Raw genomic sequence first — 19,565 nt, 5'->3', positions numbered from 1 at the left:
CGGGGTGGGCCTCCTGCCACACTCGCCGGTTGTGACCACACTGGGAGCATTAGGCTCATCGAACGTGGCCGACGCTGTTGTTACTGATGCCGAATTGCTGGCGGGCGCACTGGTCTCGCTGAACCAGCGCGCCGAGGTGTTGCGCGAGCTCGGTGCGGTGTTCGCTGCGGCGGGCCATGAGCTGTATCTGGTCGGCGGCAGTGTGCGTGACGCACTGCTGGGCCGGCTGACCGAGCAGAGTGATCTCGATTTCACCACCGATGCCCGCCCCGAGCAGATGGTGAAGTTCCTGCGGCCGTGGGCCGACGCGCTGTGGGACACCGGCATCGAGTTCGGCACCGTCGGTGTGGGCAAGGGGGAGCACCGGCTCGAGATCACCACGTTCCGCGCGGACAGCTACGACCAGGTGTCACGGAATCCGACCGTCGAGTTCGGCGACAACCTCGATGACGATCTGGTCCGCCGCGACTTCACGGTGAACGCCATGGCGGTTCGCATCAGCCCGGATCAGCCGGGCGGGATCGGCGACTTCATCGATCCCCTCGGCGGTTTGGCGGCGATCCAGGCGAAGGTGCTCGACACTCCGTCGGCGCCGCAGGTGTCTTTCGGGGACGATCCGCTGCGGATGCTGCGTGCGGTGCGGTTCGTTTCGCAGCTCGGGTTCGAGGTGGCGCCGCGGGTGCTTGAAGCATTGCTGGAGATGGCTCCGCAGTTGGAGCGGATCACCGTCGAGCGGATCGCGGCGGAGCTGGACAAGATGCTGCTGGGCAAGGATCCCGTCGCCGGGGTCGATCTGATGGTGCAGACCGGGCTGGGGGATGTGGTGCTGCCCGAGGTCGGCGAGATGCGGATGGCCATCGACGAACATCACCAGCACAAAGATGTCTACTGGCATTCGCTGACGGTGCTGCGGCAGGCCGTCGATTTGGAGGATGACGGTCCGGACCTGGTGTTGCGTTGGGCCGCGCTGCTGCACGACATCGGCAAGCCCGCGACTCGCAAGCATGAATCCGACGGCGGGGTCAGCTTCCACCACCACGAGGTGGTCGGCGCGAAGATGGCCCGCAAGCGGATGCGGGCGCTCAAGTACTCCAAGCAGATGGTCGACGACGTGTCGCAGCTGGTGTACCTGCATCTGCGGTTCCACGGCTATGCCGACGACAAGGGCACCGGCAAGTGGACGGACTCGGCGGTGCGCCGCTATGTCACCGACGCCGGCCCGCTGCTCGGCCGGCTGCACAAGCTGGTGCGTGCCGATTGCACCACCCGCAACAAGCGTCGCGCCGCGCGGCTGCAGGCCAATTACGACGATCTGGAGAACCGGATCACCGAGCTGGCGGCCAAGGAAGACCTGCAGCGGGTCCGGCCGGATCTCGACGGCAACGAGATCATGGAGATCCTCGGCATCCCGGCCGGCCCGCAGGTCGGCGAGGCCTGGAAGTACCTCAAGGAACTGCGGCTCGACCACGGGCCGCTGTCCCGCGAGCAGGCCATCGACGAATTGTTGAAATGGTGGAACGCCAGGGGCTGATCGTGCGTCTGATCAGTCATGGACTACTGCCTGGGTGAGCCCGACGGGACCGCGACCATCGTCACCGGCACACCCGATGTGGATGTGGATGGCGACGGCAGCCCGGACGGCATCGGTCTGGATTTCGACGGGGACGGCCGGGTCGACGACGTGATGGCCGATTTCGACGGCGACGGTATAGCCGAGCGGGCGGTGCTCGATGTCGACGACGACGGGCAGGCCGAGAGCTATTTCTCCGACGACGGTTCGGGCACCTGGGCGGTGCGGGTGGACCGGTCGGGGCAGGTGCGCTGGTTCGGGTTGGACGGGGTCGAGCGCGCCCCGGGCGGGCCGCTGGTCGATTTCGACGCCGACGGCGCGGCCGATGACCGGCTGCTCGACGCCGACGGGGACGGGTTGGCCGATCGGGCGCTCGGTCCGGGCCTGGCGTACGTCGACACCGACGGTGACGGGCGTTGGGACCTGAAGCTGGCGGACACCGACGGAGACGGCCGCGCCGACTCGGTCTCCTGACTTGCCCCGCGAGCATTGCTCCTATGTCAAGCGGCGGCTGGGTGTGGGTCGTTGAGGCGGGCTTGTTCGTCGGTGTGGAGTCGGTGGTAGACGGTGCGGGCGAGGCGGCGTTTGAGGCAGCGGAGGGCTTCGGTTGATGAGTCGCCGTGGGCGAGGCGTTTGCGGTAGTAGAGCTGTCCGGGGCTGTTGGCGATGCGGATCTGGGTGAGGGCGATGCGGTAGAGGGCGGCATTGAGTTGGCGGTTGCCTGAGCGTGTGAGGCGGACGCGGCCGGCGGTGTTGCCCGACCACACGGGGATGGGGGCGGTGCCGCTGTGGCGGGCGAAAGCCGCCTCGTTTTTGAACCGCTTTACGCCGGCGGTTTCGCCGACGAGTTTGGCCGCGGTCAATTCACCGCAGCCTTGAAGGGCCAGCAGTTCGGGGGCGACATCGTGGACGTGCTGGCCGATTCGAGCGGCCAGGGCGTTGACGGTGTCGGTCAGGCGGGTGATGTCGTCGAGTTCGTCGCGGGCCAGCTCGGCGAGCAGTCCGTGCAGGGTGTCGAGCCAGTTGCCCAGCTCGGCACGGGTCTTGGCCCGGTCCAGGGCACCGCGTTTGGGGGTGCGGGCGGGGTCGAGTTCATGGATTCGTCCCAGCAGTCGGTTGATTGTTGAGGTCCGTTGAGCCACAAGGTCTTCGCGGCGATCCACCAGTAGTTTCAACTCCCGTGACACCGCGTCGTGGGCGGCGACGGGCAGATCGGGATACCGCAGCACTGCGTGTGCGACGGCCAGAGCGTCGATCGGATCGGACTTGCCGCGGGTGCGGGCGCAGGCTCGGGTCTGGGCCATCAGTTTGGGCGCTACCCGGACCACCCGTTGGCCCGCTGAGAGTAAGTCGCGCTCGAGGCGGGCCGAGAGATTGCGGCAATCTTCGACGCCCCAGAGCAGGTCTTGGCCGAACTGGCTGCGCGCCCACTGCAACGCCGTGTGGTGCCCGGCGGTGGTCGCGGGGACGACTTTTTCACCCAGTTTGGCGCCGGCCTCGTTGACTGCGACAAAGGTGTGGGTGCGCTTGTGTACGTCGGTGCCAACAATCACCATGGACAGTGCCTTCTTTCATCAAGAGGTGGATGAGTGAAGGTTGGGCCGGCCGGCGGACACATCTCAGTGGGGGCGGTGCCACGCTCCTATCAAGTCACGCCGGTCGGTCCTTCCCACCTGATGTCGGCAGAATGCTCGAATGCCAACCCAGACGGATGGCAGTGCGTGTTTGAGCCAGACACCAGGTGGAAAGAACCCAACCACCGCAACAGCGGCAATCACCACATTGACACTGAGTGCGTGTCTGCCCCCCGCCACGCCGTGAAATGTCAGCAGTTCGCGCACCCTCGCGCCACGACGACCGTGCGCTCAGCCCCGGCCGGCTCCCGGCGGTCCGGCGAAGGCCTGCGCGATGGTCAGCCACTTGGCGGCGTCGTCGCCCACCGCCGTCACGTCCAGATCGGCGGGCGCCCGGCGCTGGGTCACCAGCATGCAGAAGTCCTCGGCCGATCCCGTCACGCGTTGCCGCGCATCTTGCGGCCCCCACTCCCACAACGAGCCGTCGGGCGCGGTCAGCTCGACCCGGAACGGCTCGGCCGGCGGGGTCAGCCCGTGCACTGTGAACGCGAAATCCCTTGTGCGGACTCCGATGTGGGCGATCGAGCGCAGCCGTGCGGTCGCGGGCCGGTGTACCCCGAGCGCGTCGGCCACATCGAGGCCGTGCGCCCAGGTCTCCATCATGCGGGCGGTGGCCATCGAGGTCGCGCTCATCGGCGGGCCGAACCACGGCAGCTTGCGGCCCTCGGCCACGTTCACCAGCTCGGTGTGCAGCCTCGCGCGGGTCGCGCGCCAGTCGGCCAGCAGTTGTTCGGGCGGTGTGAGCGCGAGTTCCTCGGCGGCGGCGTCGACGAAGCCGGCCGGGTTCTGCATGGCCTCGGCGAGAACCGCGTCGAACCCGGCTTGGTCGGTGATCGCGATGACCGACACGCGATCGGTCCACAGCAGATGCGCGATCTGGTGGGCGATGGTCCATCCCTCGGCCGGGGTGGCCGTGGCCCAGCGCTCGGGCGCGAGGTCGGCCACCAGGGCATCGAGTTCGTCGCTCTCGGCGGACAAGTCGGCCACGATCGGCTCGGCGCTCACCATGGCGGTCAGCCTAGACCGCAGCGTCACACCCGCTTCGGGGATGCCACCGCGGCATGTAGTCCGAGCCCGACGAGATAGGCCGCGGCGCCGGCGACCACCAGCGCCGGCGAGCGTCCGTCGGCGGGAATCACCGCGGCCGCCGCGGCGATCGCGGCGACGAACGACATCCAGAACAGCGCGTCCTGCACGGTGAACACGTGACCGCGCAGCGCGTCGTCGACATCGAGCTGCATCGCAGAATCCGCGCACAGCTTCACGAGTTGTCCGGCCGCGCCGAGCAGGAAGCCACAGGCCAGCATCACCGGCACATGCAGCCCGATCGCCACCAGCTGGATCAGCACCGCGAAGGCCAGCGCGCCGTTGGCGGTCGCGTACCGCCCGATCCGGCCGATCACCGCCGGGGCGGCCACAGTCGCCAGGAACTGTCCGACACCTCCGGCCGCCACGAACAGCACCGCGGTGCCCAGGCCCAACCCGGTCACGTCCGGGTTGTCGGTGTGCCGGACGATCACCAGCACCAGAAGCGAGTTGATCCCGAAGGCCATGCGGTGCGCGGCCAGTCCGGCCAGGGTGCCCGCGACCGGAGGGACGGCCCACACCGTCCGGATGCCGTGCACCCAACCGGTGGCCACCGCATAGACCACCGAGCCGTGGATCGCGCGCTTGCTCTCGTGCGGGCCGAGCACGTGCGGGCCGAAACGCACCGACAGCCACAGCGCCAGCGCCACCGGGAGCGCGACGATGAACATCACCACCGAGGCGCCGGTGTCGTCGGCGCCGAACAACTTGCGCGGCACCAGCATGAAGTCCGCGCCGAGAAAGGCTGCCAGCGCGCCGATGGCGGTGGCCACCGAGTTCATCGTCACCACCCGGTCGCTCGGCACCACATCGGGCAGTGAGGCCGACAGACCCGACGAGACGAACCGGGTCAACCCGTTGACGATCAGCGCGCAGCACAGGATCGGTATGTCACCGGCGCCGAAGGCCAGCAGCACACCCACCAGCAGCACCACGAGCAGCCGGCCGAGGTTGGCGCCGATCAGGACCAGACGCCGGTCCCAGCGGTCCAGCAGCGCTCCGGCGAAGGGGCCGAGCACCGAGTACGGGAGGAACATCACGGCGAACGCGGCGGCGATCTGCCACGGCTCGGCCTGGCGCTCAGGGTTGAACAGGATCGCGCCGGCGAGCCCGGCCTGGAACAGGCCGTCGCCGAACTGGCTGACCGCGCGCAACTCCAGGAGGCGGCGGAATTCGGTCATGCCGCGCAACGAGTGCCACAGGGCACGGGGAGCACGCGCATGAATCACCCGATCAACAGTACAAAGCTGAGTCGAAATCCGACCGCGCCCGGGCTTGTTCGCCACGTCGAGGCAGTCGCGGTGCCATGATGTAGGGCGTGGCGCAGTCAGAAGATCCGGAGGATTTCATCGCGCCTGCGGCGCATCGGGTACGCCCGGGCACACTGCTGCTGGCCAATACCGATCTGCTGGAGCCGACTTTCCGGCGCAGCGTCATCTACATCGTGGAGCACAACGCAGGTGGAACGCTCGGCGTGGTGTTGAACCGGCCGAGCGAGACGGCGGTCTACAACGTGCTGCCGCAGTGGGCGAAGCTCACCACCAAACCCAAGACCATGTTCATCGGCGGCCCGGTCAAGCGGGACTCGGCGTTGTGCCTGGCGACGCTGCGGGTGGGCATGCAGGCCGACGGTGTCCCGGGGTTGCGGCACGTGCAGGGCCGCGTGGTGATGGTCGATCTCGACGCGGACCCGGACACGCTGGCCCCGGTGATCGAGGGCGTGCGGATATTCGCCGGGTACTCCGGCTGGACCATCGGCCAACTGGACGGTGAGATCGAACGTGACGACTGGATCGTGCTCTCGGCGTTGCCGTCGGATGTGCTGATCGAGCCGCGGATCGACCTGTGGGGCCGGGTGCTGCGTCGTCAGCCGTTGCCGATGTCGCTACTGGCCACGCATCCGATCGACGTCAGCCGCAACTAGCGGGCTGTCTGCGTCCGTCACTTACAGGACAACGTGCAGCTGGCGCACGAGCCGGCGCAGCCCGCACCGGAAGCCGAGGTGGCCTCCGCTGCAGCCACTGCCTTGGCGCTCTGCCAGCAGCCTGCGGCCACGGTGGCGATGGCACCGATGATGCACACCATGACGACCATCAGGCCGGTGTGGGGCGCGGCGGCCAGGGCGGCGGCGCCACCGGCGGCGAGCATCACCGCGGCGGCCAGTTGGGTGGGGGCCACGGCCCTCAACACGGAGCGCACGGGATCACCGGTGCGAGGTCTGGTCAACAACCACAACCCGAACACGCCGACGATGACGGCGGCGCTCAAACACAGCAGCGCGGCGATCAGCATGCGCCACACAATACGAGGCGCCGCGCATTGATGCGAGGCCGGGTTTGGTCCGGGTGATTCAGCGCTGCAGGCCCAGGAGCTGGGGCAAACCCGGTGCCGGCGCGGGTGCGGCCGGGGCCGGAGTAGCTGGCGGCGGCGCGGCCGCGGGGGCCGGGGCGCTGACCTTGAACCCGGACACGATCGCGTCGGCGGCGTCGGCAGCCGCTGAAACACCTTGGTTGGCGGCCGAGGAGTTCACCGACAGCGACACCAGGTAACGGTCGGGACCCGCGGTGGCCAGGATGTGCCTGCGCGAGGTGTTGAGCATCTGACTGCCCGACATATAGCTACCTTCGATGAACGCCGACGGGAAACCGTTGAAATCGCCCATCGCCATGTCGGTCGGACGCCAGCTCTGCAACTGCTGGGTGTCGACGAAGCCGTGGCTGATCGCTTCGGCGGGGTCGAAGTTGCCGACGAGCTTGTAGACCACGACCTGTGCGTTGGGGGTGTAGAGGTCGGTGCTGGACCGGTCGGCGATCACGGCGAACGCGTCGGGCACGTTGGGATCGGGCACGTTGGTCCAGCCGGACGGCAGCGGCAGGACGATGCTCAGCGCCTTGAAATTGTGGCTGACCTGAGGCTCCATCTTGACGCCCTTGCTCTTGAAGAACTCGGCGAAGGTGCCTGACGGGGCCGGGGTGATGGTCTGGGCCACCGGGGCCGGCGCCGCGACCGCGGGTGCCGGGATCGTCGCCGCGCCGGGCGCGACCGCCGCACCCGGGACGCCGGGGGCCGCGGGTGCCGCCGCGGCGGGTGCGACCGTGACGGTCTGGGTCACGGTCACCGGGCCGGGGACCACGGGAGCCGGGAGCAGGGGTTCGGCTGAGGCGGTCTGACCGGCGAAGCCGACGACCGCCGCGACACCGACGGCCGTGCCTGCTGCCAGCACCCGCCACCGGCTGGCCAACTCGATCATCACTCGTTTCCTCCGCAAACCGTGCCCTCACCAGGCAATCTCTCCACTAGGCGCCGAGAATATCCACGGCTGACCGCCTACCACCAGCAACTCAATCGACCTGGAACCAACCCCTGACAGTGCCGCGACGAAACCGATACCAAGCTGTGGCCGACGCAACCGTGAGACGGGCGGTGAGCTGCTCAAACTGTCGCCTTATACCCTGAACGGCGTGATCGAACCCGCCACCACCTCACAGTCAGGGCAGTCTGGCCCGGAAACGGATACCCCTCAGCACCGGTACACCGCGGAGCTGGCGGGCCAGATCGAGCACTCCTGGCAGGAGACCTGGTCGGAGCTCGGCACATTCAATGTGGCCAATCCGGTGGGCTCGCTGGCACCGCAGGACGGCTCCCCGGTGCCGGCCGACAAGATGTTCGTCCAGGACATGTTCCCGTACCCGTCCGGTGACGGCCTGCACGTCGGGCACCCGTTGGGTTACATCGCCACCGACGTCTACGCCCGGTACTACCGGATGACCGGACGCAACGTGCTGCACGCGCTGGGCTTCGACGCGTTCGGTCTGCCCGCCGAGCAGTACGCCGTGCAGACCGGGACCCACCCGCGTATCCGCACCGAGGCCAACATCGTCAACTTCCGCCGGCAGTTGGGCCGGCTGGGGCTCGGCCACGACTCGCGGCGCAGCTTCGCCACCACCGATGTCGATTTCTACAAGTGGACGCAGTGGATCTTCCTGCAGATCTACAACGCCTGGTTCGACACGGCCGCCGAGAAGGCCCGCCCGATCAGTGAGCTGGTGGCCGAATTCGACTCCGGCGCACGCACTCTCGATGACGGAAGGGCCTGGGCCGAGCTGTCGGATGCCGAGCGCGCCGAGGTGGTGGACGGCTACCGCCTGGTGTACCGCGCCGACTCGATGGTGAACTGGTGCCCGGGCCTGGGCACCGTGCTGGCCAACGAAGAGGTCACCGCCGACGGGCGCAGCGACCGCGGCAACTTCCCGGTGTTCCGGAAGCGGCTGCGGCAGTGGATGATGCGCATCACCGCCTACTCGGACCGGCTGCTCGACGATCTGGATGTGCTGGACTGGCCGGACAAGGTCAAGGCCATGCAGCGCAACTGGATCGGCCGGTCCACCGGCGCCTCGGTTGAATTCGGTACCGCGGCAGGCGATGTCGAGGTCTTTACCACTCGCCCGGACACCTTGTTCGGCGCCACGTACCTGGTGCTGGCTCCCGAGCACGATCTGGTCGATGCGCTGGTGGCCGACGCGTGGCCCGAGGGCACCGATTCGCGGTGGACCTTCGACGCGGCGACTCCGGCTGAGGCCGTCGCGGCGTACCGCGCCGGGATCGCGGCCAAGTCGGATCTGGAGCGCCAGGAGAACAAGGCCAAGACCGGCGTGTTCCTCGGTGCGTACGCCACCAATCCGGTGAACGGTCAGCAGGTTCCGGTGTTCATCGCCGATTACGTGCTGGCCGGTTACGGGACCGGGGCCATCATGGCGGTGCCCGGCGGCGACCAGCGCGACTGGGACTTCGCTACCGAGTTCGGCCTGCCCATCATCGAGGTGGTCTCCGGCGGCGACATCACCGAGGCCGCCTACAACGGCGACGGCACCATGGTGAACTCCGGTTATCTCGACGGGCTGTCCGTGGCCGAGGCCAAGGCGAAGGTGATCGAGCACCTGGAGGCCGACGGCCGCGGCCGGGCCCGGATCGAGTACAAGCTGCGGGACTGGCTGTTCGCCCGGCAGCGGTACTGGGGCGAGCCGTTCCCGATCGTCTACGACGCCGAAGGCCGCGCCCACGCGCTGCCGGAATCGGCTCTGCCGGTGGAGCTTCCGGATATCCCCGACTACGCGCCGGTGTCGTTCGACCCCGACGACGCCGACAGCGAACCCTCGCCGCCGCTGGGCAAGGCGACCGAATGGGTGCATGTCGAACTCGATCTCGGTGACGGGTTGCAGACCTACACCCGCGACACCAACGTGATGCCGCAGTGGGCCGGCAGCTCGTGGTACGAGCTGCGCTACACCGACCCGCACAACTCAGAAGAGCTGTGCGCCAAGGAGAACGAGGCCTACTGGATGGGCCCGCGACCGGCCGAGCACGGTCCCAACGACCCGGGCGGCGTCGATCTGTACGTCGGAGGCGTCGAGCATGCGGTGCTGCACCTGCTGTACTCGCGCTTCTGGCACAAGGTGCTGTTCGATCTCGGGTTCGTCAGCTCGAGCGAGCCGTACCGCCGACTGGTCAACCAGGGCTACATCCAGGCCTTCGCCTACACCGATTCCCGCGGCAGCTATGTGCCCGCGGCCGAAGTGGTCGAGCGCGAAGGGAAGTTCTTCTGGACCGGGCCGGACGGCGAGATACAGGTCAACCAGGAGTTCGGCAAGATCGGCAAGAGCCTGAAGAACTCCGTCTCGCCCGACGAGATCTGCGACGAGTACGGCGCGGACACCCTGCGCGTGTACGAGATGTCGATGGGTCCTCTGGAGGCGTCGCGGCCGTGGGCGACCAAGGATGTCGTCGGTGCGCACCGGTTCCTGCAGCGGGTGTGGCGCGTCGTGGTCGACGAGGAGACCGGGGCGACCAGTGTCAACGAGCACGAGGCACTCGACACCGACACGCTGAAGATCCTGCACCGCACCATCGCCGGCGTCACCGAAGACTATGCGGCGCTTCGTAACAACACCGCGGCAGCCAAGCTGATCGAGTACACCAACCACCTGACCAAGGAGGGGGTGTCGGCCCGCGGCGCGATCGAGCCGCTGGTGCTCATGGTGGCCCCGCTGGCCCCGCATCTCGCCGAGGAGCTGTGGAAGCGGCTGGGCCACGACGCCTCGCTGGCGCACGGCCCGTTCCCGGTGGCCGATCCGCAGTACCTGGTGGACGACACCATCGAGTTCCCGGTCCAGGTCAACGGCAAGGTGCGCGGCAAGATCACCGTGGCCGCCGACGCTGACAAGGCGGCGCTCGAGGCGGCGGCGCTGGCCGACGAGAAGGTGCAGGCCTTCCTGGACGGCGCCACCCCCAAGAAGGTCATCGTGGTCCCGGGTCGGCTGGTCAACCTCGTCGTCTAGCGATTTGGGTGCATCCAGCGGCGGTCAGCGTCGCTGCATGCACCCGAATCACCCGGGGCGGACCACGATTTCGTGTACGTGTCCGTCGGGCGGGGTGTTGACGGCCGTCGCCACCAGCCCGGCGACCGTCTCCGGCTTGAGGAATTTCGCCGGGTCGTACTTACCGACGCCATCGGATTCGTAGGCCACCAGGTCGCGCTGCATCTCGGTGTCCGTGCGCCCGGGGAAGATCGAGGTGACGCGTAGGGACGGCTCGTCAGTGCGCAACGCGTCGGCGAATGCCCGCAGCGCGAACTTGCTGGCCGAATAGGACGCCATCCCTGGTGAAACCTTCTGTCCGGCACCGGAATTGATGAATACGACGTGTCCGCGGGCGGTGCGCAGCGCGGGCAGCAGGGCCAGGGTGAGCGCCACCGCGCCGGTGACGTTCACCTCGAACGAGGCCCGCCACTGTTCGGGGATGGACTCCGATACCCGGCCCGGATAGAGTACGCCGGCGTTGTGGACCAGCACGTCGAGCTCGCTGAGCACCTCGGCGGCCGACTCGATCGAATCGGCGTCGGTCAGGTCCAGCGGCCAGGTCGGTGCACCGAGCCGCTCGGCGAGCGCGTCGAGGCGCCCCGACGGGCGGCCGCCGAGAAACAGCGTGTGGGTGGGAGCAAGGGCGGCGGCGATGGCCGAACCGATGCCGCCAGCGGCTCCGGTGATCAATGCAGACGGCACGACTGCAACGTTACTGTGACGCCGAAGAGCACGGGGCCGACCTGCGGACCGGGGCCCGGCGTCGCATCATGGTATGGATGCCACCGGACCCCAGCTTCGCTCCCACCCAGCTCGCCGCGCGCGCCGCCTACCTGCTGCGCGGCAACGACCTGGGTGTGATGACCACTGCCGCGCCGTTGCTGTATCCGCACATGTGGAGCTGGGACGCGGCGTTCGTCTCGATCGGGCTGGCCCCGCTGAGCGTCGAGCGTGCCGTGGTGGAACTCGACACCCTGCTCTCGGCGCAGTGGCGCAACGGGATGATCCCGCACATCGTGTTCGCCAACGGCGTCGACGGCTACTTTCCCGGCCCGGCCCGGTGGGCCACGTCGGCCCTGGCGGCCAACGCCCCGCGGATCCGGCACACCTCAGGCATCACGCAACCACCCGTGCATGCGATCGCGGTCCAGCGCATCCTCGATCACGCCCGCAGCCGCGGCCGGTCCACCCGGGCGGTGGCAGCCAGCTTCCTGGATCGGCGGTGGGCGGATCTGGTGCGCTGGCATCGCTGGCTGGCCGAGACGCGGGATCAGGACGGCCGTGGCCGCATCACGCTGTATCACGGGTGGGAGTCCGGTATGGACAACTCGCCGCGCTGGGACAGCGCCTACGCCAACGTGGTTCCCGGCCCCGTGCCGGAGTATCAGCGTGAGGACAACGCGATCATCACCGACGCCACGCAGCGGCCGAGCGATCTCGAGTACGACCGGTACCTATGGCTCCTCGAGGAGATGAAATCCGTTCGCTACGACGATGATCTGCTTCCGAAGGTGATGAGCTTCGCGGTCGAGGACGTGTTCGTCTCGGCGGTCTTCTCGGTGGCGTGCCAGGTGCTCGCCGAGATCGGCGAGGATTACAAACGCCCGCATGCCGATGTCCGCGATCTCTATTCGTGGGCGGAGCGGTTCCGGGCCGGGGTCGTCGAGACCACCGATAAACGCAGCGGCGCGGCAAGGGATTACGACGTCCGCGCGAAGAAGTGGGTGGCCACCGAGACGGTCGCGCAGTTCGCGCCGCTGCTGTGCGGCGGCCTGCCGCACGATCGTGAACGTGCTCTGCTGCGGCTGCTGGAAGGTCCGCGCTTCTGCGGGCATCCGGACCTGCGGTATGCGCTCATCCCGTCGACCTCGCCGGTGTCGCGCGATTTCCGGTCGCGCGAGTACTGGCGCGGCCCGGTGTGGCCGGTGATGACCTGGCTGTTCTCGTGGTGCTTCGCGCGCCGCGGCTGGGCCGAGCGGGCTTCGACGCTGCGCCGGGAAGGGTTGCGCCAGGCAAGTGACGGGACCTTCGCCGAGTACTACGAGCCGTTCACCGGGGAGCCACTGGGCAGCATGCAGCAGTCGTGGACCGCGGCGGCGGTGCTGGATTGGCTGGGCTAGCCCGGCCTACTCGGACTTGGCGGAATTGGCCGGAGCCTGCTCGTTCTGGCTGGCCAGTCGCTCGAGCGGGGCCAGCGCGGTGGCCAGCGTCGCGAGATCGTCGGAGCTCAGGTTGGCCAACCGGGCGGCCAGGTCGGCGCGCCGGGCGGCCAGCGATTCACGGTGCTGCACCAGCCCGCGCGGGGTGACCTCGACGAGCACGGCACGCAGGTCGGAAGGGTCACGGGAGCGCTTGACCAGGCCGAGCTTCTCCAGCCGGCGGATCGCCACGGTGGTGGTCGGGGTGCGCACGCGCTCGCGGGCGGCCAGCTCGGTCATCCGGATCGGGCCCTGGTCGAGCAGGGTGAGCAGGATGGACAGCTGGGCCAGCGTGAGTTCGCCGGCAGTGCCCTTGTTGGTGTCGCCGCGGCGCAGCACCGAGAACACCTTGGAGAGAACGCGTTGCAGCTCTCCGGCCAGCTCTGTGACCTGTGAATCGGGCTCCACCATAATTCGCTAGTCTAACCTGTCTGGAGCAGACAGGTCGGCAGCTTGTTGGGTTTGGCGGAGGGGTTTCCCGTTGCCCTCACAGCATTGCCCTCACAGCACCTGCGACAGGAAGCGGCGCAGCCGATCCGTCTCGGCCGCTTCGAAGATCTGATCCGGGGTACCCGATTCGACCACTTTGCCGTGATCCATGAACACCACCGAGTCGGCGGTGGAGCGGGCGAAGCCCATCTCGTGGGTGACCGCCAGGATCGTCATCCCCTCGCCCGCCAGCTCGGCGATCAACTCCAGGATTCCCTTGACCAGCTCCGGGTCCAATGCGGAGGTGGCCTCGTCGAAGAACATCACCTGCGGGGCCATGGCGAGTGCCCGGGCGATCGCGACCCGCTGCTGCTGGCCGCCGGAAAGTGTGCTCGGACGCACATCGGCCTTGTGCCGCAGACCAACCCGGTCGAGTTGCTCGAGGCCCACCGTGCGGGCGTGGTCGTGGCTGAGCTTCTTGAGCTTGCGCGGGCCGAGCGTGACGTTGTCCAGAACGGTCTTGTGCGGGAACAGGTTGAACTGCTGGAAGACCATGCCGATCCGCTGGCGCAGCTGGTCGGGATTGTCGGCCAGCACGGAGCGGCCGTCGAGCAGGATATCGCCGCTGTCGGGTTCGTACAGGCGGTTCAAGGTGCGCAGCAGCGTCGATTTCCCGGATCCGGACGGGCCGATGACGGCCGTCGTGGTGCCGGCGGGCACGTCCAGGTCCACCCCGCGCAGCACCGCGTTCGGCCCGAACGAGAGGTGGATGTCCTTGGCGGCCAGCGCGACTGGCTGTGGAGCCGACATCAGATCATCTCCTGGGTGGTCGCGGCGGGCGGCAGTTCCTCTTCGACGGGTGCGCGGCCGCGCCGCAGCCGGTTGTCGACGAAGTTCACCAGATGTGTCAGCGGGATGGTCAGCAGCAGGTAGAACAGCCCGGCGGCCACCAGCGGTGACAGATTTCCGGTCTGGGCGTTGAGATCTCGGCCGACCTGGAACAGCTCGCGCTGGCTGGCCACCAGGCCGAGGAAATACACCAGCGACGATGCCTTGAGCAGTGAGATGAACTGGTTCATCAGGGCCGGCAGCACCCGTCGGATGCCCTGCGGGACGACGACCAGGCGCATCGACGAGGCATAGCTGAAGCCCAGGGCGCGTGAGGCTTCCAGTTGTCCGGCCTCGACGCTCTGGATGCCGGAGCGGAAGATCTCCCCGACGTAGGCCGCCGCCATGAGCCCCAGCGCCGCGATGCCCAGCGGATAGGGGCTGTTGCCGGTGAGCGATCCGACCACGGGCCCGATACCGAGCCCGATCAACAGGATGATCACCACTTCGGGAAGGCCGCGGAAGATGTCGGTGTACACCCGGGCGGGCCAGCGCAACCACCGGGACCGGGAGATACCTGCCACCGCCAGGATCATCCCGAGCACCAACCCGATGACGCTGGCGCACACGGTCAGGATCAGCGTGTTGGGCAGGCCGGTGCGCAGCAGATCGGGGATCGCCTGCTTGTAGAGGTCCCAGTCCAGGAACGAGTCCCTCAGTTGCGCCAGTGTCGATTTGGGCGCGGCGGGGGCGCCTGCGGCGGGCTTCTCCTTGGCGGCGGCGATCGCGGCGAAATCGGGTAGCTGAGGTGCGGGCGCGGCCTTGGACCCGGGCTTCCAGCCCGGGGGGAGGGCCCGGGGCACCCAGTCCGAATACAGCTTGGCCCAGGTGCCGTCGGCGATCACGGCGTCCAGCCCGGAGTTCAGCGCGTCGATCAGCGGCTGGTTCTCCTTGGCCACCGCCCATGCCACGAAATTGTCCAGGCTGAAGGTGTTTTCGATGATCTGCGCCGGGTCACCGGGTTGCACTGTGCCCGAGGCCTGCTGCGACGGCGCCACCCAGGCGTCGATCTGACGGGTCTTGAGGCTGGCGTAGACGGTGTTGTAGTCGGGGAACTTCACCGGCTGCAGGTGCAGCGTGTCGATGACGTAGGCCTCCTGCACGGTGCCCTGCACCACCCCGATGCGCTGGCCGGGGGCGAGTTGGCTGAACCCGGTGATCGGAGAACCGGTGGGAACCACGAGAGAGAAGTATCCGAAGTCGTAGCCGTTGGTGAAGCCGACGGTACGGCGCCGGGCGTCGGTGGTGGTGATCGATGAGGACGCCACGTCGAAGCGCCGGGACGCGGTCTGGGCCAGCAGGCCGGAGAAGTCGGTGCCGACGAAGTTGATCCGCAGGCCGAGCTTGTGGGCGATGGCACGCAGCAGTTCGTTGTCGAAGCCGGTGAACTGTCCGGCCGAGTTGATGCAGATGCTGGGCGGTGCGTCCGACAACGTGCCTACGGTGAGCACGCCTGGGGTCCCGAGGCCGAGATTCTCAGGCCGGACCGCATCGAGGGGGACCACGCCGGCGGTGGTGTATTTGTCGGCGCCGGGCCCGGTGGCCGCGGCTGCCAGGTTGGTGGGCAGTGCGCTGGCACTGTCCACTCCGGGGGGTGCGCACTGATCGACGTCCGCGCTTGCCGGTGCCGCACACAGCAGACCGAACAGCATCAGGACCGTGGTCAGCAGCGCGGCCGATCGTCTGGCGTCCATCTGATGCAACCTAGTGGGCGGACGCCCGGTCATGAGTGATTCCGATCAAGGGGACCGCAAGTCGCCGAACACGCCGCGGCGGGTGAGCTCGGCGATCATGATCTGGGCCATCTTCTCGGCGCGTTCGGTGCAGGCCTGGCGGGCGCCTTCGGGGTCGCGGGCGTGGATGGCAGCGGTCTCGGCCTCGTAGCCGGTCAGGAAGTCGGCCTTGGCTTTCGGGTAGTTGATCCAGAATTCCGAGGGCGCGAAGCTCTTACCGGCCCGGATGGTGGCATGCAGGCGCGGCCCGGCGTACTCGTCGTTGATCGCGTCGCGGAACACCCAACACGCCTCCTGGAAGGTCTTGGTGTCCTTTGCTGAACGCATCACTCGCAACGTGTCATCGAGGTGGGCGACGATGCGGGGGGTGGGACTCGCAGCACAGCGCGCCGAGGCGATGCCGTTGAGGATGCCGTACAACTCATGGTGCTCGGCAACGGTGGCCTCGTCGAACCGGGACACGAATGCGCCGCGGTGGTACCGCGTCGAGAGGATGCCGTCGTGCTCGAGCTGAACCACGGCTTCCTGGATGGGGACGCGGCTGAGCCCGAGGTCACGAACGATCTCGTTGCGGTCAATACGGTCGCCGGATCGCAGCTTGCCCGTCATCACCAGATTGATGATGTGCGTGACAACCTGATCCTTCTCCTTGACCCCGTAGTTCTTGGGCACCCTGGCGTGTCTCCCCCTGTGCGGTTGTGATGCGCAAGTTTCTCACGTGTCTGTCCGATCGGGGACCCGAGTTGTTACAGCTCAGTCGCTAAACTTTGCGCGCTCGACCGTCGCGCCAGCGGCACAGGGCTTCGGCGGCGGTCAGGTCGTAGTCGGGTCCGTTGACGCCCACGGTGAGGATGCTGACGCCCAGATCGGCCAGTGCGTCGGCCTCGGCGAGCATCGCGTCGATGCCACCTGACTCCTGCACCCCGGCCGAGCGCTGCACGGTGGACGGATCGCGGCCGGTGATGCCGCAGTGCTCGGCGAGGACCTCCGCCTTGCCCGGGTAGGTGTTGCGGTCGACGAACGCGTGCCAGATGTCGGCGTGTTCGGCCACCAGGCGCAGCGTCTTGCGTTCGCCCTGACCGCCGATGAGGATCGGGATCTCCCGGGTGGGCGCCGGGTTGAGCTTGGCCAGCCGGGCCTCGATCCGGGGCAGGGCCTCGGCCAGGTCGTCCAGGCGGCTGCCCGCGGTGCCGAACTCGTACCCGTACTCGTCGTAATCCTTTTGTTTCCAACCACTTCCGATGCCGAGAATGAGGCGTCCGTCAGAGATGTGGTCGACGGTGCGGGCCATGTCGGCCAGCAGCTCGGGGTTGCGGTAGGAGTTGCAGCTGACCAGGGCGCCGATCTCGATGCGTGAGGTCTGCTCGGCCCAGGCGCCGAGCATCGTCCAGCATTCGTAGTGCGCACCGTCGGGATCACCGTAGAGCGGGAAGAAGTGATCCCAGTTGAAGGCGATGTCGACGCCGATGTCCTCGCAGCGGCGCACCGCGTCGCGGATATGGCTGTACTTGGGGGAGTGCTGTGGCTGCAGCTGCACCCCGATACGGATGGGAGACGACGGCTGGTTCATCTCACAACCGTAGCGCTAGACGCCGATCTGACCCTCGGGCTTCCACACGGCGACGACGGCAGGGCGCGCGGGTGTGTCACCGCCACCCGGCCAATGCGACAGCGGCGTGTGAAGGCTGTAGTCGTCACCCTCGCCGGGGTGTTGGACACATACCGTCACCAGGTCGTCGGTCACCACCGGGCCGCACGTCTCGGCTCCGATCGGCACCGACAGGAACTGTTTGGTCTCACCGCGGTTCGGTCCGTCGAGGGCGACGGCGAACAGTCCGTCGTTGGAGTCGAGAGCGTTGCCGTCAGTGGAGATCCAAAGATTGCCGTGGCTGTCGAAGGCGAGGTTGTCGGGACACGAGATGGGGCTGACCTTGGTCTTGTCGAAACCTGCGTAGTAGGTATCGGCCGCCGTCGGGTCACCGCACACCAGCAACAGGTCCCAGGTGAACGTCGTGCCTGCGTGCTCGTCGGTGATCTCCAGGATCTGGCCGTTCTTGTTCTCGTTGCGTGGGTTGGCCGCATCCACCCCGGCCTTGCCTTCAGCGCCGCGTTTGTCGTTGTTGGTCAGCGCGACATAGACCTTGCCGGTGTGAGGATTGGCCTCGAAGTCCTCCGGGCGGTCCATCTTGGTGGCGCCTGCCTTGTCGGCGGCCATGCGGGTGAACACCGCGACTTCCTGTGCGGTGAAGCCGTCGACCAAGGATTCCCCGGCCCCGCCGGGCCCGGATCGCAACAGCGGCAACCAGGTGCCCGACCCGGTGAACGAGCCCTTCGCGGGCAGCTTTCCGGATCCGTCGATCTCGGCGGCAGGAATATCGCTGGACAGCTTGGCCACATATAGCGTTCCCTCGTCGAGCAGGGTCATGTTGTGTGCCATGGCCGCGGGATCGTGTCCGGGTTGAATTTTCTTGGCGGACACGAATTTGTACATGTAGTCGAAGCGCTCGTCGTCACCGGTGTAGACCACGACGGTGCCGTCGTCGGTGACGTAGACGTTGGCGGCCTCGTGCTTGAGCCGTCCGAGCGCGGAGTGTTTCACCGGGGTCGAGTTCGGGTCCCACGGGTTTATCTCGACGACGTAGCCGAAACGGTTGACCTCGTTGGGGGATTTCGCCAGATCGAACCGGGGATCGAAGTTCTCCCACTTGAGTTCTGTCGGCTCAAGCTCGATGCCGTAGCGGTTGAATCGGTCGGCGTCCACCGGCTTGGGTTCCGGACTGCCCTCGGGCGCGCCGAAGCGGCTGTTGAAGTTCTCTTCGCCGGAAAGCACCGTTCCCCAGGGGGTTACGCCGCCTGAGCAGTTGTCGAATGTTCCTGCCACTGTGCGGCCGGCCGGGTCGGCCGCGGTCTTGACGAAGTCGGTTCCGGCAGCGGGACCGGTGAGCGTGAACGGGGTTTCGGCGGTGATTCGCCGGTTGTAACGGCCCATCACCGGTTTGAGTGCACCGTCGGGACCGCGTTCGACCTCGACAACGCCCATGCCGACCGCGGCGATCTCGATGTCGAACTGCTCACGGGTCGGCGCGTCCGGGTTGTAGCCGGGAAACATGAACTGGGGAGTGACGTACTCGAAGTTGGTTACCAGCAGAAAGTGGTTGTCGCGCCCCTCGATCGGCATGAGGGCAGCGAAGTCATTGTTGAAGCCGAATTGCTTGCGCTGGGCTTCGGCCGTCTGCTTGTTCACGTCGAATGCCGGAGCATCGGGCAGGATCGGATCGCCCCACGCGATCACCACGTGCTGGCGGTAGCCCTCGGGGATCACCACGGCATCTTCGACATTCGGCCGCACCGGGCCGAACTTCATTCCTGGGGGCGTCTCGGCGGGGGCTGCCGGAGCCGTCGGCGTCGTTACGGGCTGCCCGTCGGTCCCGCACGCGGCAAGCGCCGATCCGGCGCCGACTGCCAGGACGGTCACACCGGTCGCCCGCAGCATCGAGCGCCGCGAGAGCTGCTGGACGATGTCGCCGAAGTACTCGTTCTCAGTGTTGTTGGGGACTGGCTTCGAGCATGCGTCGCCACACCGGAATCGGCAGGTCACATGCTGGCGCGACGAGGTTCCACGATGAGTGAGAAAGAGGTTCAACGGTATCAGCGCCATTGCGCGCAAGTTC

17 protein-coding genes are annotated in these 19,565 nt (G+C 67.6%); 5 read left to right on the top strand and 12 right to left on the bottom strand.

Features of this window, described 5'->3' with window-relative positions:
• Positions 1-64: 64 nt before the first annotated feature.
• Complete coding sequence (locus G6N57_RS05980; protein WP_077739693.1) at positions 65-1,531, top strand: CCA tRNA nucleotidyltransferase; 1,467 nt, start codon at positions 65-67, stop codon at positions 1,529-1,531.
• Between the two features lie 18 nt (positions 1,532-1,549).
• A complete protein-coding gene (locus G6N57_RS05975; RefSeq protein ID WP_097926550.1) occupies positions 1,550-2,044 on the top strand; it encodes a pullulanase in 495 nt (164 codons plus the stop codon).
• Between the two features lie 26 nt (positions 2,045-2,070).
• Here G6N57_RS05975 and G6N57_RS05970 read toward each other — a convergent pair whose 3' ends face one another.
• The 3 genes from G6N57_RS05970 to G6N57_RS05960 form a co-directional block, all read right to left on the bottom strand.
• Positions 2,071-3,126 (bottom strand): IS110 family RNA-guided transposase, encoded by a 1,056-nt coding sequence (locus tag G6N57_RS05970; RefSeq protein WP_163646610.1) that lies wholly within the window; start codon positions 3,124-3,126, stop codon positions 2,071-2,073.
• Positions 3,127-3,435: 309 nt separating this feature from the next.
• Positions 3,436-4,212 (bottom strand): TIGR03084 family metal-binding protein, encoded by a 777-nt coding sequence (locus G6N57_RS05965; RefSeq protein ID WP_077739692.1) that lies wholly within the window; start codon positions 4,210-4,212, stop codon positions 3,436-3,438.
• A gap of 23 nt (positions 4,213-4,235) precedes the next feature.
• Complete coding sequence (locus tag G6N57_RS05960; RefSeq protein WP_077739691.1) at positions 4,236-5,519, bottom strand: MFS transporter; 1,284 nt, start codon at positions 5,517-5,519, stop codon at positions 4,236-4,238.
• Between the two features lie 89 nt (positions 5,520-5,608).
• On the opposite strand from G6N57_RS05960, the gene G6N57_RS05955 reads away from it, so the two are divergent.
• Positions 5,609-6,214 (top strand): YqgE/AlgH family protein, encoded by a 606-nt coding sequence (locus G6N57_RS05955; RefSeq protein ID WP_036390722.1) that lies wholly within the window; start codon positions 5,609-5,611, stop codon positions 6,212-6,214.
• Between the two features lie 17 nt (positions 6,215-6,231).
• On the opposite strand, the gene G6N57_RS05950 is transcribed toward G6N57_RS05955, so the two are convergent.
• Together G6N57_RS05950 and G6N57_RS05945 are read right to left on the bottom strand one after the other, a co-directional pair.
• Positions 6,232-6,582 carry a hypothetical protein gene (locus tag G6N57_RS05950; protein WP_077739690.1) on the bottom strand — a complete coding sequence of 117 codons (351 nt, stop codon included), beginning with the start codon at positions 6,580-6,582 and terminating at the stop codon, positions 6,232-6,234.
• 58 nt (positions 6,583-6,640) lie between these two features.
• Positions 6,641-7,540 (bottom strand): LpqN/LpqT family lipoprotein, encoded by a 900-nt coding sequence (locus G6N57_RS05945; protein ID WP_097926180.1) that lies wholly within the window; start codon positions 7,538-7,540, stop codon positions 6,641-6,643.
• Between the two features lie 211 nt (positions 7,541-7,751).
• Here G6N57_RS05945 and leuS point away from each other — a divergent pair, with 211 nt between their 5' ends.
• On the top strand, positions 7,752-10,625 hold the full coding sequence (leuS, locus tag G6N57_RS05940) for a leucine--tRNA ligase (protein WP_077739688.1): 2,874 nt from the start codon (positions 7,752-7,754) through the stop codon (positions 10,623-10,625).
• 48 nt (positions 10,626-10,673) lie between these two features.
• Here the strand turns inward: leuS and G6N57_RS05935 are convergent, their stop codons facing one another.
• Positions 10,674-11,348 (bottom strand): SDR family oxidoreductase, encoded by a 675-nt coding sequence (locus G6N57_RS05935; protein WP_077739687.1) that lies wholly within the window; start codon positions 11,346-11,348, stop codon positions 10,674-10,676.
• Between the two features lie 77 nt (positions 11,349-11,425).
• Between G6N57_RS05935 and ggh the strand changes: the two genes are divergently transcribed.
• Entirely contained in the window at positions 11,426-12,766 is a 1,341-nt protein-coding gene (gene ggh / locus G6N57_RS05930) for a glucosylglycerate hydrolase (protein WP_077741790.1), read from the top strand.
• Between the two features lie 6 nt (positions 12,767-12,772).
• Here the strand turns inward: ggh and G6N57_RS05925 are convergent, their stop codons facing one another.
• The 6 genes from G6N57_RS05925 to G6N57_RS05900 form a co-directional block, all read right to left on the bottom strand.
• A complete protein-coding gene (locus tag G6N57_RS05925; RefSeq protein ID WP_077739686.1) occupies positions 12,773-13,255 on the bottom strand; it encodes a MarR family winged helix-turn-helix transcriptional regulator in 483 nt (160 codons plus the stop codon).
• 90 nt (positions 13,256-13,345) lie between these two features.
• Positions 13,346-14,083, bottom strand: a complete 738-nt coding sequence (locus tag G6N57_RS05920) for an amino acid ABC transporter ATP-binding protein (protein WP_077739685.1) — start codon at positions 14,081-14,083, stop codon at positions 13,346-13,348.
• Positions 14,083-15,855, bottom strand: coding sequence for an ABC transporter substrate-binding protein/permease (locus G6N57_RS05915; protein WP_077739684.1), 1,773 nt, complete (start codon positions 15,853-15,855; stop codon positions 14,083-14,085). Before G6N57_RS05915 ends, G6N57_RS05920 begins: the two co-directional genes overlap by 1 nt.
• Before the next feature lie 45 nt (positions 15,856-15,900).
• Positions 15,901-16,566, bottom strand: coding sequence for a GntR family transcriptional regulator (locus G6N57_RS05910; protein ID WP_077739683.1), 666 nt, complete (start codon positions 16,564-16,566; stop codon positions 15,901-15,903).
• Positions 16,567-16,654: 88 nt separating this feature from the next.
• On the bottom strand, positions 16,655-17,464 hold the full coding sequence (locus G6N57_RS05905) for an LLM class F420-dependent oxidoreductase (protein ID WP_077739682.1): 810 nt from the start codon (positions 17,462-17,464) through the stop codon (positions 16,655-16,657).
• A 15-nt stretch (positions 17,465-17,479) separates the two neighbouring features.
• On the bottom strand, positions 17,480-19,552 hold the full coding sequence (locus G6N57_RS05900) for a PhoX family protein (protein ID WP_077739681.1): 2,073 nt from the start codon (positions 19,550-19,552) through the stop codon (positions 17,480-17,482).
• Between the last annotated feature and the right edge of the window lie 13 nt (positions 19,553-19,565).

The organism is Mycolicibacterium boenickei (assembly GCF_010731295.1).
GTDB classification, from domain to species: Bacteria; Actinomycetota; Actinomycetes; order Mycobacteriales; family Mycobacteriaceae; genus Mycobacterium; species Mycobacterium boenickei.
The sequence above is the reverse complement of the archived record's forward strand: the minus strand, read 5'-3'. Positions and strand labels throughout refer to the sequence as shown.